This is a genomic window from Prochlorococcus marinus str. AS9601, assembly GCF_000015645.1.
GTDB lineage: Bacteria > Cyanobacteriota > Cyanobacteriia > PCC-6307 > Cyanobiaceae > Prochlorococcus_A > Prochlorococcus_A marinus_O.
The window spans coordinates 887,128-904,437 of record NC_008816.1 but is presented as its reverse complement, the minus strand read 5'-3'; the positions used below and the strand labels follow the sequence as shown (position 1 = coordinate 904,437).

The following is a 17,310-nucleotide window of genomic DNA, read 5'->3' as shown; positions in this document are numbered from 1 at the left end:
TTATATATTTTATAATTTATCCTACTTTATCAATATATTTGGGTATAAAAAACAATGAAATTAGATCAATTCTTAAAATGGAAAAATTTGGTCTCTTCTGGTGGAGAAGCAAAAATTTTTATTAAATCCGGTTCTGTCAAAGTTAATGGTTTAATAGAAACTAGGAGAGGAAGAAAATTAAATAAGGGAGATAAAGTTATATTTCTAAAAAATGAATTATTTTTTGAATAATTGGCCTATTAAACTCAATATATATTAATATGATTTTCTTGGAGATAGTATTTTGAGAAAATCTGTTATTGCTGGTAATTGGAAAATGCACATGACTTGTGCTGAGGCTAAGTCTTATTTAAAAGAGTTTATACCTTTAATAAAAGATATAAATGAAGATCGTAAAGTAGTTATTGCTCCACCTTTTACTGCTATTTCAACCTTTTCTAATCATTCTGATTTTGATTATTTAGATATTTCTAGTCAAAATATTCATTGGGAAGATCAAGGAGCATTTACTGCTGAAATATCACCAAAAATGCTTCTTGAACATGGTGTCTCATATGCAATCGTTGGACATAGTGAACCAAGGAAATATTTTAGTGAAAGTGATGAACAAATTAATAAAAGAGCAGTTTTTGCTCAATCAAGTGGACTTACTCCAATAGTTTGTGTAGGAGAAACATTAGAACAAAGAGAGAGAGGAGAAGCTGTAAGAGTTATTACTAGACAAGTTGAACAAGGATTAGAAAACACAGATCCATCTAATTTAATTGTTGCCTATGAACCAATATGGGCTATTGGCACTGGTAAAACATGTCAGGCAGAAGATGCTAATAAGATATGTTCTTTGATTCGGAAATTAATTGGTTTTGATGATGTAATTATTCAATATGGAGGATCCGTTAAACCTAATAATATTGACGAAATCATGTCAATGAGTGACATAGATGGGGTTTTAGTTGGGGGGGCTTCATTAGATCCAAATAGTTTTGCGAGAATTGCAAATTATCAATAAGAAAAATCCATGGCCAAAAGGCTGGGGCCAAAAAACTTCAATAATGGGAGTTATTAATTTAACTCCTGATTCATTTAGTGATGGTGGGGAATTAAACTCTTCAAAAAAAGTTTTAGATCAAGTAAACCATTTCTTGAGCAATGGTGTTGATGTTATTGATCTTGGTGCTCAAAGTACGAGACCTGGGGCTGAAGAAGTAGGATCTAGTATAGAAATTAAAAGATTGATCCCATATCTAAAATTAATAAAATCTGAATTTCCAGATGTTTTAATTTCTATTGATACTTTTAATTCTGAAGTGGCTTACGAAGCTCTTTTAAATGGTGCTAACTGGATAAATGATGTCACGGGAGGAAGAAGAGATATAAAAATTTTGGATGTTGTATCAAAATTCAATTGTCCATTCGTCATAACTCATAGTCGTGGTAATAGTCAAAATATGAATCAACTCTCTAATTACCAGAATGTATTGAGTGATGTTAAGTGCTCGCTTGATAATTTAATAAAGAATGCTTTAGAAAAAAATATATCTGAGAGAAATATAATAGTGGATCCTGGAATTGGTTTTTCAAAAGATATCATTCATAATTTGGAAATCTTGAGAAATTTAGATGCATTTAAAAAATGGAATTTGCCAATTTTGATAGGTGCATCTAGGAAGAGATTTATAGGAGAAATTTTGAATGAGAAAATTCCAAAAGAAAGGGATATAGGAACTCTTGCAATAAGTTGTATTTGTTCTCAATTTAATGTTGACATTGTGAGGGTTCACAACGTCAAGCTAAATTATCAAATCCTGAAAGTAGCTGATAGGATTTACAGAAAATAATAAATTTATTATTCTTTAACTCCCTCGATTTTATCCTCTACCTCTTGGTATAGTTCTTTCAACTGTTCTATATTCTCATCTGAAGTTTCCCAATATCCCCTACCATTGACTTCTAGCAAAGTCCCAACAATTCTCCTGAAACTATTAGGATTAAGATCCATTAATCTTTTCCTCATCTCTTCGTCATTTATAAATGTTTCATTAGTTTCTTCATATACAAAATTATCTACTTGACCACTTGTCGCGCTCCAACCAAGAGTGTAATTAAGTCTGTTAGAGAGTTCTCTAACTCCTTCATAACCAGATTTGAGCATACCTTCATACCACTTAGGATTTAAAAGTTTTGTTCTTGAGTCTAATCTGATAGTTTCTCCAAGTGTTCTGACTTGAGCATTAGAAGTAGTAGTGTCTGCTATATAGCTACTTGGTTCTTTTCCGTCATCTCTAAGTGTCTTAATCAGTTTTGTTGGATCTGAATCAAAATAATGACTTACATCTGTTAATGAAATCTCTGAGGAATCAAGGTTTTGAAATGTAACATCTGCTGTTTTCATTACTGACTCAAATACCTCTCTTTTTTGATTCATCTCACCTGGATTATCAGCATTAAAAGCATAAGTTTTGCGTGATAAATACATTTCTTGTAATTCATTTTCTTCCTCCCATGTTGAATTTTCTACGGCTAAATTAACATTTGAACTGTAACTTCCACTTGCGTTAGAGAATACTCTCGCTGAGGCCTCTCTGATAGAGGTACCTTCTTTTTCTGCTTGTTCTAGTGAATGCTTCCTTACAAAATTAGATTCCAATGGTTCATCAGCCTCAGCGGCTAATTTGACCGCTTGATCTATTAATGCCATCTGATTTATAAATAGATCTCTAAAAACTCCTGAGCAGTTAACGACTACATCTATTCTTGGCCTACCTAATTCTTCTAAAGAGATTAATTCTAATTTGTTGATTCTTCCAACAGAATCTGGTTTTGGTTTAACACCAACAAACCATAAGATTTGAGCAAGTGATTCTCCATAAGTTTTGATGTTATCAGTACCCCATAAAACACAAGCAATTGTTTCAGGCCAGGTCCCTTGCTCTTCCTTTTGTCTCTCAATTAATTTGTCAACAACTGACTTTGCAGCCGCTACAGCTGCTGTAGTAGGGATTGATTGTGGATCAAGTGCATGGATATTTTTACCACTGGGTAAAACACCTGGATTTCTTATAGGGTCTCCACCTGGTCCAGGTAAAACATAATTCCCATCTAATGCTTTAATGAGGCTATCCATTTCTTTATCAGCACAGACCTGTTCCAAGCAGAAAAGTAAGTAATCAAATAATTTGTTTAATTCCTTCTGGTTAACTTCATTAAATCCATTTAAGTTACAGGCCCGTAACCAAGGGGTAGGTAGATTCAACCCAAAAACTTTAAGTAAGTCGAAAAGTTTGGAAAGTAGTGATTTTTCTAAATAAACTCTGCCATCAACAATTTTTAAAGAGTTGACCATCGCAAAAATAGACTCTCTTGCTGTCTTAATAATTTTTTCATTGAGCTCTACAAATTTGAGTTCACCTTTATTATTACCATCATAAATTTGTTCAATAGTTAGGCCTATGGATTCAGCTAGCAATCCAGGAAGAGATCTTAATCCCTCTTGCTCTCTCTCTAGTGATGCAATATTTACGAGAGTTGCAACAGCTTCTTCTGCTGTTGGGGCTTCTCCAATAGTATGAAGACCGCAAGGTAATAATCTACTTTCAATTTCCATCAACTGTTTATAGATATTACCAACAAATAAATCTCTTTCATCAATTGAGAGCTCTTCTACATCTTTTGAAGGAAGCTCAACGTCTTTGTCAAGATTACATTGTTTAGAAGTCTCAACTATTGCATTAACTATTTGAATACCCCTACTATTTTCTCTTAATTGTTGATAAGAGCCAACAAGTTCGCTCAGTTCTTTAAGTCCTTTGTAGAGTCCTGCATTTTCTGCTGGAGGAGTCAGATAACTAATAGTTGAAGCATATCCTCTTCTCTTCGCAATTGTTGCTTCAGAAGGATTATTAGCAGCATAGTAATACAAATTAGGTAAAGATCCAATGAGAGAATCCGGATAGCATGTTTCACTCATGCCCATCTGTTTACCAGGCATAAATTCAAGTGATCCGTGAGTTCCAAAATGAAGAACAGCATCAGCTCCCCAGATTTTTTCTACATAAGTGTAATAAGCGGCAAAACCGTGATGAGGACTGGCACTTCTTGAATAAAGTAACCTCATGGGATCACCTTCATAACCGAATGTAGGTTGAACTCCTATAAAAACATTTCCAAAATGTTTTCCATAAATAAGTAAATTTTGTCCGTCACTATTTAGGTTCCCAGGAGGTTTACCCCAATTCTCTTCAAGTCTTTGTGAATATGGTGTGAACTCTTCGTATTCTTTTACTGACATTTTATGAGCAATATTTAACTCGGGAGAGCCGTCCATTGCTTCAGGGTTATTAATTACTTTTTCCATTAATTCTTTTGAATTACTTGGGAGTTCATCTATTTGATATCCTTTCGATTTCATTTCAAGGAGTACTCTATAAATTGAACCGAAAACATTTAAATATGCTGCCGTACCAACATTTCCTTTGTCTGGTGGAAAACTAAATACTGTGATGGCTAATTTTTTGTCCTTTCTTTGTTTGACTCTTAATGTTGACCATTTTATGGCTCTTTCAGCTATTACATCAACTCGATCTTGGAGCGTATGCGCCTTACCTGTAGCATCATCACGACCTGAGAGAATAATAGGTTCAATAGCACCATCAAGCTCTGGAATCGCAATTTGAAGTGCTACTTGAACTGGGTGTAACCCTAGATCACTATCTTCCCATTCTTGTGTGGTTTGAAAGACTAATGGAAGTGCAACCATATAGGGTCTGTTTAACCTTTTTAGGGCTTCAATAGCTTTAGGATGATCTTGTCTTGCTGGCCCACCAACTAGAGCAAATCCTGTTAGAGATACAACTCCGTCTACAATAGGTTGATTCTTATTTATGGAATCATAATAAAATTCATTAACTGGTTTAGAAAAATCTAGACCTCCACAGAATATAGGTAGTACCCTCGCACCTCTATATTCCAATTCTTGAATAACAGCAACGTAATGAGCATCATCTCCCGTAACTATATGACTCCTTTGAAGCACTAGACCTATTGTTGGAGTTTTGTCATTTTTAGGATTTATATCTTTCCTATTATTTTCCCAATTTTGATATTCTTTAAGACTTTCAAACATGCAAGGAGCAAGAGGATGCCAAATTCCTAAATCTGGGAATGTTTCTGGGTCTTGAATTTTGAATTCTTCTATTTGATCTTTTATTATTTCTGAAACAGCGTACTTTTCAGAAATCATTAACAAGAAGTTTTTTAAGTTTTCAGTGGTACCACCTAACCAGTACTGAAAACTCAGAATAAATGTTCTAGCATCTTGAGCTTTTTCTACTGGTAGATATTTAAGTATTGAAGGTAGTGTATTTAATAACTTCAACATTGAATCTTGGAAACTAGCTCCATCAGATTCTTTTTTCTTTTTTATTAAATCTCCAATAATACTTTTAGATTGACCAAGTTGGGCCATACTAAATGAACCTAACTTATTTAATCTCATTACCTCTGGCATGGAGGGAAAAACAATTGATGCTTTAAGTTTGTTTTTATATGGAGATACTGCATCAACCACTTTTTGAGCAAGGTCTTCAATGAAAATTAGAGAAGCTACAAATATATCTGCATTAGCTACATCTTCTTTGAAATCTTCAAAATTACTATCATTCCTAAGTTCTTCTATGAGATAGCCGCTAAGGTCTATACCTATTGGCCCATTCATCTTATTTATTGACTTTGCAGCTTCCGTTAAGGAATTTTGGTATTGTGGCTCAAGGACAACATAAACTGCTTTTATTACAACTTTGTGTTTGTTATCCTCAACAGGAGATACTCTGCGGTTTGCTGAGCGGACCTGCGTAAACATTGATTTTCTTTAAGTATTTCTACCAGCCTACGAACGAAAAGACGTTATTGTGTGCAATATAAATAGCGTGTAACAACCTTTAAAAAAAATTTTTTAAAAAAAATGATTAAAAATTCTACAAAACCCATACCAGTACTAGTTTCCGGAGCTTTAGGCAGAATGGGTAGCGAAGTTGTTAATACTGTATTAAATTCTACAGATTGTGAACTTGTCGCGGCAATTGACATAAACGAAAAAAACAATGGCTCAAATATTTCTGAATTATTGAAAGTAAAAAATTGTGATGTTTTTGTTTCAAATGATTTTGAAGGGACTTTATGTTCCGTTAGTCAAGATTTTAGAAATGAAAAAATCAAACCTGTGCTAGTTGATTTTACTCATCCTGATTCTGTATATGAAAATACCAGATCAGCTATTGCGTATGGGGTATCACCAGTAGTAGGAACTACAGGTCTAAGCCCTTCGCAAATACAAGATTTGTCTGTTTTTGCTCAGAAAGCATCGGTTGGTTGTGCAATAATTCCTAATTTTTCAGTAGGTATGGTTCTTCTTCAGCAGGCGGCATCAGTAGCTGCGAGGTTTTATGACAATATTGAATTGATAGAGATGCATCATAATCAAAAAGCTGATTCCCCTAGTGGTACGTGTATAAAAACTGCAGAAATGATTGAAGAATATCCAAAGAAATTTAATCAGAATTTAGTAAAAGAGTCTGAGTCATTGAAAGGTGTACGGGGTGGGCTCAGAGATTCAGGAATTAATATACATTCTGTACGATTACCAGGATTATTAGCTCATCAGTTAGTAATTATGGGATCTCCAGGTGAAACTTACACAATTAAACATGACACTATTGATAGAAAGGCATATATGCCAGGGGTTTTACAGGCTATTAAAAAAATTGGTAATTATGAAACTCTAATTTACGGACTTGAAAAATTGATTTTTTAAAATGATAATTCCAATTAATTCAAGTCAAATTTCAAAACTTATTCCTGCAGTAGGTACAGGAAGTCAATTTAAGTACGCGTTGGGGAACCCGAGAAAAATTCTTCAAAGAGTAATAGTTTCTTCAATTGGTGGATTTATCTCATTAATTATTAGTTCGACTGGAGATCAAACTAATAATTTCTGGTTATTCCTATGTGTAGGTTTCTTTTTGTATATCATCTGGGGCCCTATTCTCGAATCAAGTAGAAAAAATTTGCAATTAAGAAAATATAAATTTTTTTCTTTATTTGATGGCTACGTATCAGATATCTATAAAACAGAAAAGATTGAAAGTTCTAGAGAACAATCCAATAGGCAAGGTCGATTAGAAGTTATCGAAAACAAAAGGACTTGGTTAGTACTTGAATTAGAAGATGAAGATGGTTATTTGAAAAAATTAAGTTTTCCCATGGAAAATAAGCACAGTCAAATTAGGGTGGGTTCGAGTATTAGATGTTTAATAACATCTGATAACCGTAATTTTGACAGAGATTTTTATTTGACAGATGCTTGGCTTCCTGAAATTAATTTATGGGTTGGTGAGTACCCTTATTTATTAAGACCAGCATTTGAAGAAATTTGCTATATTTATCTGAATAGGTAGTTGATAATTATACAATCTGATGAAAAATAAGTTCAATTTTAAAATTGTTGGAACAGGTCCTACAGGTTTATTACTTTCAATTGCACTTTCAAAATTTGATTGCAATATTTTTTTAACTGATTTATTAACAAAAGATAGATTAATTGATAAAGATAAAACTTATGCAATTACTCACTCAACGAGAAAAATCTTATCTAAATTCAGACTTTGGGAAAAATTAGAACCATTTTTATTTGGGTTTGATACTCTTTCAATTTCAGATAGCGTAACTTCTGCTTTTACCAATTTATCAACTTCTGACTTGGATGATGATATAAGTTCTGCTGAAAATATTGGCTGGGTAGTTAAACATTCGGATCTCATGAAAGTATTTTTTCAAGAGATTGATAATTATGAAAATATTTTTTTTACGACACCACAGAGATTGTTACGTAAAAAAATATTATTTGATTATCAATTCTTTTCTACAGGAGCAAACTCACTTGATAAAAAAGTCATAGATTTTATTGATATAAAAAAATCTTATAGTCAGTCTTGTTTAACTTTTAAAGTTTCTCTTAGAGGTCATTGTGAAAAACGTGCTTATGAAATTTTTAGAAAAGAAGGCCCACTTGCATTATTACCTTTAGAAAAAAACTTATATCAAGTAATTTGGACTTCCAGTACATTAAAGGCAATTGAAAGGTTGAATTCTGACAAGAATTTTTTAATGGATAATTTATCAACAATCTTGCCTGATGAATTTAAGTTGGATCAAATAATTGGCGAATTTAATATTTTTCCTGTTTCATTATCCTTGAATTTACCAGTTTTAAATTTTAAAAAATTAGTTTTTGTAGGAGATGCATTTCATACATTTCATCCTGTTGGTGGTCAGGGTCTAAATACTTGTTGGAGAGATGTTAATACTATTTATGATCTTTTCAATAAAAATACTGCTATTACTAAATTGCAATTGATATTATTTAAATTTAAGTATTTTTCAAGCAGAATTTTAGATATTATCGTCACTATTTTTATAACTGACTCATTGATAACAATTTTTGCTAATAGTAACGTTTTTTTATTTCCAATAAGGAAATTTTCATTTTTACTTTTAAATAAATTTCTTTTTACAAGAAAATTAGTCCTAAATCAAATGACTAAATCTCTAATCTATGCAAGTATTAAATAAAATTCATGAATAATTATGTATCTAGAGAAATGATAAATTATTTATTTAATGTATTAGGTTTAGATGAATCTACTATTGAACTTGGTATTAAATTATCTATAAAAAATAACACTCCATTACCAATATTATTATGGAGTTATGGAATGCTAACTATTGAAGAACTAGATAAGTTATATTCATTTTTATTTCAAAAAATGGATTAATAATACTGTTATAATTCACCTATATCTTAATCGAGAACAATTAAAGATTTAACTAAGGGAAAACAGGTATCAAGACAATCTATAGAGAAGCTTGATTTATTATTATTAATCCTAGAAACTATTGATTTAAATGGTATTCAATCTCTTTACGCTATATCAAATAAACTTGATTTAAATGATGTTTTGCCAAATAAAATTACTATTTGGAAATTAAGGAATAATAATCCATTGAGAAAATCTTATGTTAACAACAATATTAAAGTAAACGAATTCGATGCCTTAATTAAAATCACTGTTGAAATGTCTAAATATTTATATCCTTATATCAGAGAGATACTAAAATCTAAAGAAGATATTAAAAAGAATTCAATTATTTGGAATGATTTTAATAAGAGATTTATTGAGTTGATTAAAGAGAGATTTAATGTAGATAGTATTAGAGTGAAAAAGCTTTTAAATCAAGATGAAAATGATGAGACTATAATAAAATTTTTGCTTATTTTATCTTTTTGTATTTCAAATCAGGGTTATCAAAAGTTGAAGAATTTTTTATACGATTTTTAATATGATGCAAAATAAATTGTCATTTCATCAATCTTCAGTAAGTCTCGAAATAATCGGATTGCCAGATTATTCTAATAATGAAAATAAAGATCAAATATCTATAATTTCTCAATGGAAATTAACCATAGTTGATAAACCACTTATAGAAGGCAAAATTGAACATTTAGGGCCTATTATGGATGCTTTTTATATTTATTCAAATCTTTTAATCAAAAATGAAATCCCAATTTATGAGTCTCAATTAATAGATATAAAAGCCGATAATCTAAACATACATAATATTGTTCTCAAGAGCTCTAAAGCAAATGTAAAGCCTTTAGTTCTAAAGATTGGTAATTCATTGCTTTCAGACACCATAAATTGTTTTGATCAGTTAAATGAATCTCCTAAAGTAAAAATTAAAAAAACTGATATTACTACTAACATTCCCAGAAAATTAAGATTTGGGTTAAATAAAAAAGTTAAATTTTACAATTTCTTTATTCCACCTTTTATTGCAATTTGCTCTTTAATTCTATTTTCTTCTTCTTTTATTTATTTTTATAGTCCTTTTGAAAATATTGAAGAAAAAGAACTAATAAACCCTGAATAAAGAGTGATTAGCATCTTAAATACAAACACGATACTATAGGTTAATTTCTTTTCAGAGTAATTCAAATTTATTCTTAGAGCATTGATGTATGGCAGATTTAAAAATCCCAAATTTGAATAATAAATCTGATAAATATATATTTAAAAAAAAATTAAATTTAAGAAGAAAAACTAAAAAACGACTATTTACTGAATCTTTCTTTTTATTTATTTTAAGTGTTTTATTGATTTATATAAATTATTTAATTCCTAATAAAAAATTACTGCTACAAAACATACCTATTACTGTTAATAAATCTTTTTTATTAATTATTGATCTCTTTTCTTATCTCTATGAAATATTCTTGGTGGTTTTTATATTTTCCTCTTCTTTTGCGGCTATGATCTTAATGGTAGGTTCTTTTTATAGGTTAATTAGAGTATCTAAAAGAAAGTCTAAACAAATAAGTTATAAATAATTTCAAATAGGTTGCATCAAGCCACCACTTCCTGAATCAGAATCATCATCATCATTTTCTGTTTCCTCTCCAAATAATGCAAATATACCAAGTACAATTGATGAAAGAATAATAGATAAGGGTAAAATCGAAGTTTGTATTCCGACGTCTATATATTCACCCATAAAACAAATAAATTTTTATAAACCTAACCGAAATCATACATATTCGCGGATTTTAAATAATTATTTAATAATTTATTCTTTTTTCATAAGAAGTTCTTTATCGAAATTCTTTATTTCTCTTTCAAAAGATTCGAACCACAACATAAGTTGATCAATTTGATTTTGAATTTCAGTTGCACCTAAACCCCTTATAGTGATGATTGATAATTGTTCGCCTTCATTAAAATTAAATTTATTTTGAACACTACTTGCCAAAGAATTTTTAAGAATTTTAAAAGTAGAATTTTTTAATTTTGTCTCTATCAAGATGTTTGGCTTTTTGAGCTTGATCTTACTAAAACCACATTTTTTAGCTAGTAATTTTAGTCTCATTATCATAATTAAGGACTCAACAGGTTTGGGTAAGTTTCCATATCTATTTACCCAGTCTGTAGCTAATTCAGTTAATTCATCATTTTTTGAACATTCAGTAGCAGATTTGTAAGCCTCAAGCTTCTCTTCTCTGTTTAATATCCATGTTGCAGGTATAAAAGCATTTATTGGTAAATCAATTTGAGTATCGTTAACTTCAGGTATCTCTTGCCCACTGATTTCTGAAATAGCCTCATGGAGCATTTCTATATATAAATCATATCCAATAGCATTAACCTTTCCACTTTGTTCTTCTCCTAATAAACTACCAACACCTCTTATTTCCATATCTTTCATTGCAAGTTGGTAACCACTTCCTAGTTCTGAAAAATCTTTTATAGCTTTCAATCTTTGTTTTGCAGCGTCATTAATTTTATTTATATCTGGATAAAACAACCAAGCATGTGCTTGTACACTGCTTCTACCAACTCTTCCTCTAAGTTGATAAAGTTGTGAAAGGCCAAATTTGTGAGAATCTTCAATAATGATTGTATTTACTTTAGGTATGTCTAATCCACTTTCAATTATTGTTGTGCATATCATAAGATCTACTTCTCCATTATTAAAAGCAATCATTGCATTTTCAAGCTCTGTTTCGTTCATTTGCCCATGAGCAACAATAAATTTTAAGCTTGGAAAAATATTTTTTAATTTATTTAAAGCTTGATTAATATCAGAAATTCTTGGAAGAACATAAAAAATTTGACCTCCCCTATCAAGTTCTTGATTAATGGCAGTTCTTATAACATCCATATCTATTTCAGCTAAATAGGTTTTTATTGATCTTCTTGATGGAGGAGGAGTATTTAGTAAGCTCATTTGTCTTAGTCCAGATAAACTCATATAAAGAGTTCTTGGAATTGGAGTTGCCGATAGAGTTAATACGTCTATGCTTGTTTTGATTTTTTTAATTTTCTCCTTTTGCCTTACTCCAAATCTTTGTTCTTCATCAATTACAAGTAGTCCTAAGTTTTTTATCTCTATTTCCTTTCCTAAAATTTGGTGCGTTGCTACAACTAAATCAATTTTGTTATTTTTCAAACCAGCATAGATTTCCTTTCTTTCATTAACGGTTTTGAATCTATTGAGTAATGATACTTTTATTGGGTAAGGTGAAAATCTATTGCTTATTGTTCTCCAATGTTGCTGAGCTAGGATTGTTGTGGGAGCAAGTAATATTACCTGTTTGCCTGATGTAATAGCCTTAAAAATAGCCCGAACAGCGACTTCTGTTTTGCCAAATCCTACATCTCCACAAACTAGCCTGTCCATTGGCTTTTCGCTTTCCATATCAGATTTTATTTCTTCTACAGCAGTAATTTGATCAGGTGTTGGTTGATAAGGGAATGATTCCTCTAATTCATCTTGCCAAGGACCATCTTCTGGGTAAATGTAACCCTTTAATTTCTCTCTCTTTGCATAAAGTTTTAAAATATCGACAGCAACTTTTTTGATTTGTTTCTTATTTTTGTCTTTTATTCTTTCCCATTCCGTCCCTCCTAATTTATTTATTTTTGGCTTTATTTTTCCACTTGATCTATATCTGTTAACACTACCAAGTTGATCAGCGGCAACACTTATCTTCCCATCCTGATACTGAATGACTAAATAATCTCTTGAATCTCCAGTTATATTTATTTTTTCTATTTTTAAAAATTTTCCTATTCCATGATTTTTATGAACTATAAAATCACCGGGACTAATCTTGTTTACGTTTATATTTGAATTTACACTTCTTTTTTTTCTTCTTATGAATACATTATGAAAAAGAGATTGTTGTGAAAATAATTCTTTATCTGTTATTAGGACAACTTTCCAAATTGGAAGATAAAAACCCTCGATTTCATAATTGTTCTTATTTTTTAAAATTAAAGGAGTTGAATTATTAATTGACTTAAATGCTTCATCAATATCATTAGGATTGTTTAAGAAATTTGTATTACATTCGTGCTCAAAAAGTAAAGTCCTAGTCCTCAATGGCTGTGCTGATAATATCCATACTTTCTCATTATTTTTTATATTTTTATTTATATCATTGGATAATTTTCCTATATTTTTAGAGTATGAATTTATTCTTTTATCATTTAACAAAAACTTATTATCAATATTGGTTTTAGATTCAAATTCATAAAATTTTATCAAATTAAAATTTCCTAGTGAATTTAATATTTCGTCAAACTTTAAATGTAAATTAGGTTTGGCCTGTAAATTAATATCATTATTTTTAAGGTTCTCATTTAATTCATACTCACAATTATCAAAATTACTTTCTGAATCTTGATACCAATTATTTGCAAATTTAGTACAATCTTCTAATTCATCAATTACGAGAATTGTTTCCCTATCAATAAAATCTATTATATTTGAGGGGGTTTTTTCAATTATTCCTAAATACCGATCAAGATTATTTTTATTTATATCTTCTGAATTAAAAATACCGTTCTTAGAAAAATTATTTAACTTATCTTTAATTAGCAAATTAAATCCAGCCTGTATTATTTCAATATTATTAATACTTTCTAATGTTTTTTGTGTATGGGGATCATATTCTCTTATCTTCTCAATTACATTATCAAAAAATTCTAATCTTATAGGAAACTCATTATTGACGGGATAAATATCTATTATTTCCCCTCTCCTACTCCAGAATCCCTCTGTTGAAGTTACATTATCCTTCGTATAACCAAGTAAAGAAAGTTTATTTGCTAATTCTTGAATCTCGATTTGAACCCCTTTTTGTAAATTCAACTTATTTTCAATTAATAAGTTTTTATTTATTAGATGAGGTTGTAGTGATCTCTCTGTTGATATAACAATATTAAGTTCATTTTTCTCTTTTTTTATTAATTTGGATAAAACAGTAAGCTGACTAAATTCAATCTCTTTGGATTTATTAATTGATGAGTATGGTAGATGTTCTTTTGGAGGATAATATAAAACTGCTTTATCATTTATACTTTCAAAATAACCAATCCATTTGTAGGCAATTTCTACATTAGGACAAATTAATAATATATTTTTTTTCTCTTTTTTTGCGATGCTATCTAAGATTATTGATTTAGCATATCTACTTGAACCAACAATATTTAATTCATTATTTTTTGAAATTCTTTTTACTAATTCAGAAGTAATTTGTGAGTTCGAAATATAATCAACTAAAGTATTTAAACTCATTTATAGTTATCAATCTTGATTACAAATATCCGATATATTATATTAGATTTTATACTGATTGTGAATAATATTTGATGGATTCAGCTGCAATAAATTCTTTTATACCCACGCTAGATCAGGTAGATAGTTGGTACGAAATCTTTACACTTTTACCAATATTAATTGCTCTAGAATTATTATTATCGGCAGATAATGCTGTCGCACTAGCTTCTCTTACTAAATCCCTCGACACTTCAGAATTAAGGTCAAGAGCCTTAAATATTGGCATAACAATATCTTTATTATTTAGGATTATTCTGATCATATTATCTAATGTTCTTCTAAAGTTTATTCTTATTAGAGTTTTTGCTGGTTTTTATTTAATATACTTATTCTTCTCAAATGTTTTTTTAAATTCAGATATAGAAAACACCGAAAATGGGACTGAAAATAATAAAAATAATTTTAGGTTCTTAAGAGTTGTAGCACTTCTTTCAATTACTGATTTTGCTTTTTCCATAGATAGCATCACTACTGCAGTAGCTATCAGTGATCAATACATATTAATTATATTTGGAGCTGTGATTGGTGTATTAGCCTTAAGATTTACATCGGGGATTTTTCTAAAACTTCTGGATATATTTTCTAGATTAGAAACAGCTGGTTACGTAGCAATTTTAATAGTGGGGATTAAACTTTTACTAAATACGTTAGTTAAAGAATCTATTCTTCCAGACTATTATTTTTATTTTTTGATTCTTTTTGCTTTTATTTGGGGATTCTCTAAAAAATAATCAAAAACTTAATCTGAGAGATATTCACCTACTGATGGCTTTAACTGTTGTATCAATTGCTTTTTGCTAGAAATGTTTTTGCCTTCAAGTTTCGCTTCTAACAATATAATCGGATCAGTTTTAGTTGAAATTATTATTCCTTCATCTTCTATTACAGCAAGAATAATACCTGGTCTTGAATAATCGCTCATGAAAAGGTATTTTTCATTTTTAATTTCATCGCTACTCAAAACTTTGATTTTAAGTATTTTTAGGTTCTTACCTCTAAAAATTGTATTTGCTCGTGGGTATAATCCTTTTATTTTTTGAGAAATAGCAATTGCCTGATTACCCCAATCAACTCTAAAGTCTGATTTTTCAATCATTCTTGCGTAAGTAATTTCTCTTCCAAGGGAATTTTGTTTTGTTAATTGAGATTTAGTATTTTTATAAAAATTTTCTTCGAGTAGTGATGCGGCTTTTAAAAATAATTTTGCAGACAAAATACTAAGTTTTTCCGATAGTGTATTTAAATTATCTTCATTACCAATTTTAATTTTTTCTTCCAATAATAAGTCGCCAGTATCTAGTCCCTCATTCATTTTCATAATTCCTACACCAGTAAATTTATCACCCTTTATTAGCGACCATTGGATTGGGGCTGCACCTCGCCATCTTGGAAGTAATGAAGCATGTGCGTTCCAGCATCCAAATTTTGGGATTTCTAATATCTCTTTTGGTAATATTTTCCCGTAAGCAATAACAATAAATAAATCACAAGATAGTGATTTAAGTTCATTTATAAAATGTATATTGTCCCTGATTTTTACTGGAGTATAAATTTTTATAGATTCTTGCTCGGCAAAGCTTTTAACAGGAGAGGATATTAATTTATTTCCCCTAGATCTTTTCTTATCGGGTTGGCTAACTACTCCAATTACTTCGTGCTTAGATTTAATAAAAATATCAAGGCTAGCAATTGAATATTCAGGTGTTCCCCAGAATATAATTCTCACGCGTCACCAGTTATTGATAATTCATCTACCCATATATGTGGAGAAATTCCACTTGTTGTTACTTTCTGGTTTGATTCAATATTTAATATATTCTTCAAAAGATATTTGATATCCCCAGCTACAGTTGCAGATTCTATTGAGATTTTTTTACCGTTTTTATAGAGCCAACCATCAAATGGAAGAGAGAATGAACCTTGACTTGCTCTGACACCTGCATGGATTGCATTTAATTCTTCAATATAAACAAATTCTCCCTCATAAGTAGAGTGATCTAAGGATGTTTTTAGATCTGAGTTTTCCTCTGATTTCTCAACTACTATCCAATCAGGAGATACTGAGACTTTTGATCCTAGTCCAGCGTGGCCTGTGGGGATTGTTTTGAATATTCTTGCAGTTGATTCAGAATGTATAAAATTTTCAAGTCGCCCTTTGTTAATTAAACATAGTCTTTTGGTAGGAGTTCCCTCTCCATCAAATGGTGATGAAGAAATATTCTTTTCGTGAAGACCATCATCATAAATGTTAAGTGCTTCTGTAGATAGTTTCTCTCCAATAGAATTTTTATTAGATAAGCTAACTCCATCTAAAATGCTTCTAGCATTAAACATTGAACTAAAGGCATTAATGATAGTTAAAAAAGACTCTGGGGAAAAACATATTAAGTATTTATCAGTTTTAATAGATTTATAATTTAAATGAGAAATTGTTTTATTAGAAGCGTCTTTAATACACGATTCTATATCTATATCGTCAACTCCATATCCAAGTTTTACAGAACCTGAGCTACGAGGTTTTTTATTTTTCTCTTCTGCTCTTGCGTATAAATAAAGCGCAGCTTGACTTTTAGTATAACTCCGAAAGGCACCATCACTATTTGCATAAACTCTCTCATAAAAACTCTCAGATAGACCATTATACGGAACAGATTTTATGGATTCATGGCTTTCTAATAGTTTTACTTCCGCTTCTCTTAAAAGAGTAAGTAATTTTTTTATTCCAACAGGGTTTCTTTTTTTTGAGTCCTTAACTTCAATTGGATCCTTTGCTAGTGGTGAAAATTCTGTTCTTTCATTCTTGTTGCCAAAATCAGATGCAATATTTGCTTGATTTAGAGCTTTTTTAATACCAGATTCACTGATATCACTAGTTGTTGTAATACCAACTAAATTAGATTCGTTCCAAACTCTTATAGTTAAAATTTGCTTTTGTGATGCCTTAAGTTGTTTAGCCTCACCATTATCTACTTGCACAGAATAATCATTAGAAAAGCTTGCTCCATAATCCCATTTTCTAAGATTTAGAGAATCTGCAGCTTCAGAGATTTGAGTTGTTATTTCTTTTGAATTCATATC

The 17,310-nt window shown here is 30.3% G+C and carries 16 protein-coding genes; 11 read left to right on the top strand and 5 right to left on the bottom strand.

Annotated elements, in window-relative coordinates; translation table 11 throughout:
* Positions 1-54: 54 nt before the first annotated feature.
* Genes A9601_RS14085 through folP form a run of 3 tightly spaced genes read left to right on the top strand, consistent with a single transcriptional unit; the run spans position 55 to position 1,838 of the window.
* Positions 55-231, top strand: a complete 177-nt coding sequence (locus tag A9601_RS14085) for an RNA-binding S4 domain-containing protein (protein WP_011818478.1) — start codon at positions 55-57, stop codon at positions 229-231.
* A gap of 52 nt (positions 232-283) precedes the next feature.
* A complete protein-coding gene (tpiA, locus tag A9601_RS14080) occupies positions 284-1,009 on the top strand; it encodes a triose-phosphate isomerase (RefSeq protein ID WP_011818477.1) in 726 nt (241 codons plus the stop codon).
* Positions 993-1,838: a dihydropteroate synthase gene (folP, locus tag A9601_RS14075; protein ID WP_041484533.1), complete on the top strand. Its 846-nt coding sequence runs from the start codon at positions 993-995 to the stop codon at positions 1,836-1,838. The genes tpiA and folP overlap by 17 nt, the downstream gene beginning before the upstream one ends.
* 8 nt (positions 1,839-1,846) lie before the next feature.
* Here the strand turns inward: folP and A9601_RS14070 are convergent, their stop codons facing one another.
* Positions 1,847-5,857, bottom strand: coding sequence for a magnesium chelatase subunit H (locus A9601_RS14070; protein ID WP_011818475.1), 4,011 nt, complete (start codon positions 5,855-5,857; stop codon positions 1,847-1,849).
* Positions 5,858-5,959: 102 nt separating this feature from the next.
* Here A9601_RS14070 and dapB point away from each other — a divergent pair, with 102 nt between their 5' ends.
* From dapB to A9601_RS14035, 7 genes are all read left to right on the top strand, one after another.
* Complete coding sequence (dapB, locus tag A9601_RS14065; protein WP_011818474.1) at positions 5,960-6,808, top strand: 4-hydroxy-tetrahydrodipicolinate reductase; 849 nt, start codon at positions 5,960-5,962, stop codon at positions 6,806-6,808.
* A 1-nt stretch (position 6,809) separates the two neighbouring features.
* Complete coding sequence (locus tag A9601_RS14060) at positions 6,810-7,451, top strand: hypothetical protein (RefSeq protein WP_011818473.1); 642 nt, start codon at positions 6,810-6,812, stop codon at positions 7,449-7,451.
* 19 nt (positions 7,452-7,470) lie between these two features.
* Positions 7,471-8,625, top strand: coding sequence for an FAD-dependent monooxygenase (locus tag A9601_RS14055; RefSeq protein ID WP_011818472.1), 1,155 nt, complete (start codon positions 7,471-7,473; stop codon positions 8,623-8,625).
* Positions 8,626-8,630: 5 nt separating this feature from the next.
* Complete coding sequence (locus A9601_RS14050) at positions 8,631-8,828, top strand: DUF2949 domain-containing protein (protein WP_011818471.1); 198 nt, start codon at positions 8,631-8,633, stop codon at positions 8,826-8,828.
* A gap of 39 nt (positions 8,829-8,867) precedes the next feature.
* Positions 8,868-9,392, top strand: a complete 525-nt coding sequence (locus tag A9601_RS18340) for a DUF3038 domain-containing protein (protein ID WP_225866274.1) — start codon at positions 8,868-8,870, stop codon at positions 9,390-9,392.
* A gap of 1 nt (position 9,393) precedes the next feature.
* Entirely contained in the window at positions 9,394-9,984 is a 591-nt protein-coding gene (locus A9601_RS14040; RefSeq protein ID WP_011818469.1) for a DUF4335 domain-containing protein, read from the top strand.
* A gap of 88 nt (positions 9,985-10,072) precedes the next feature.
* Positions 10,073-10,441 carry a hypothetical protein gene (locus A9601_RS14035; RefSeq protein WP_011818468.1) on the top strand — a complete coding sequence of 123 codons (369 nt, stop codon included), beginning with the start codon at positions 10,073-10,075 and terminating at the stop codon, positions 10,439-10,441.
* 2 nt (positions 10,442-10,443) lie between these two features.
* On the opposite strand, the gene A9601_RS18660 is transcribed toward A9601_RS14035, so the two are convergent.
* A complete protein-coding gene (locus A9601_RS18660) occupies positions 10,444-10,605 on the bottom strand; it encodes a hypothetical protein (protein WP_011818467.1) in 162 nt (53 codons plus the stop codon).
* Between the two features lie 72 nt (positions 10,606-10,677).
* Positions 10,678-14,190, bottom strand: coding sequence for a transcription-repair coupling factor (mfd, locus tag A9601_RS14030; RefSeq protein WP_011818466.1), 3,513 nt, complete (start codon positions 14,188-14,190; stop codon positions 10,678-10,680).
* A 74-nt stretch (positions 14,191-14,264) separates the two neighbouring features.
* Between mfd and A9601_RS14025 the strand changes: the two genes are divergently transcribed.
* Positions 14,265-14,963, top strand: coding sequence for a TerC family protein (locus tag A9601_RS14025; RefSeq protein WP_011818465.1), 699 nt, complete (start codon positions 14,265-14,267; stop codon positions 14,961-14,963).
* Positions 14,964-14,971: 8 nt separating this feature from the next.
* On the opposite strand, the gene fmt is transcribed toward A9601_RS14025, so the two are convergent.
* A complete protein-coding gene (gene fmt, locus A9601_RS14020; protein WP_011818464.1) occupies positions 14,972-15,958 on the bottom strand; it encodes a methionyl-tRNA formyltransferase in 987 nt (328 codons plus the stop codon).
* Positions 15,955-17,307 (bottom strand): TldD/PmbA family protein, encoded by a 1,353-nt coding sequence (locus tag A9601_RS14015; protein ID WP_011818463.1) that lies wholly within the window; start codon positions 17,305-17,307, stop codon positions 15,955-15,957. The genes fmt and A9601_RS14015 overlap by 4 nt, the downstream gene beginning before the upstream one ends.
* Between the last annotated feature and the right edge of the window lie 3 nt (positions 17,308-17,310).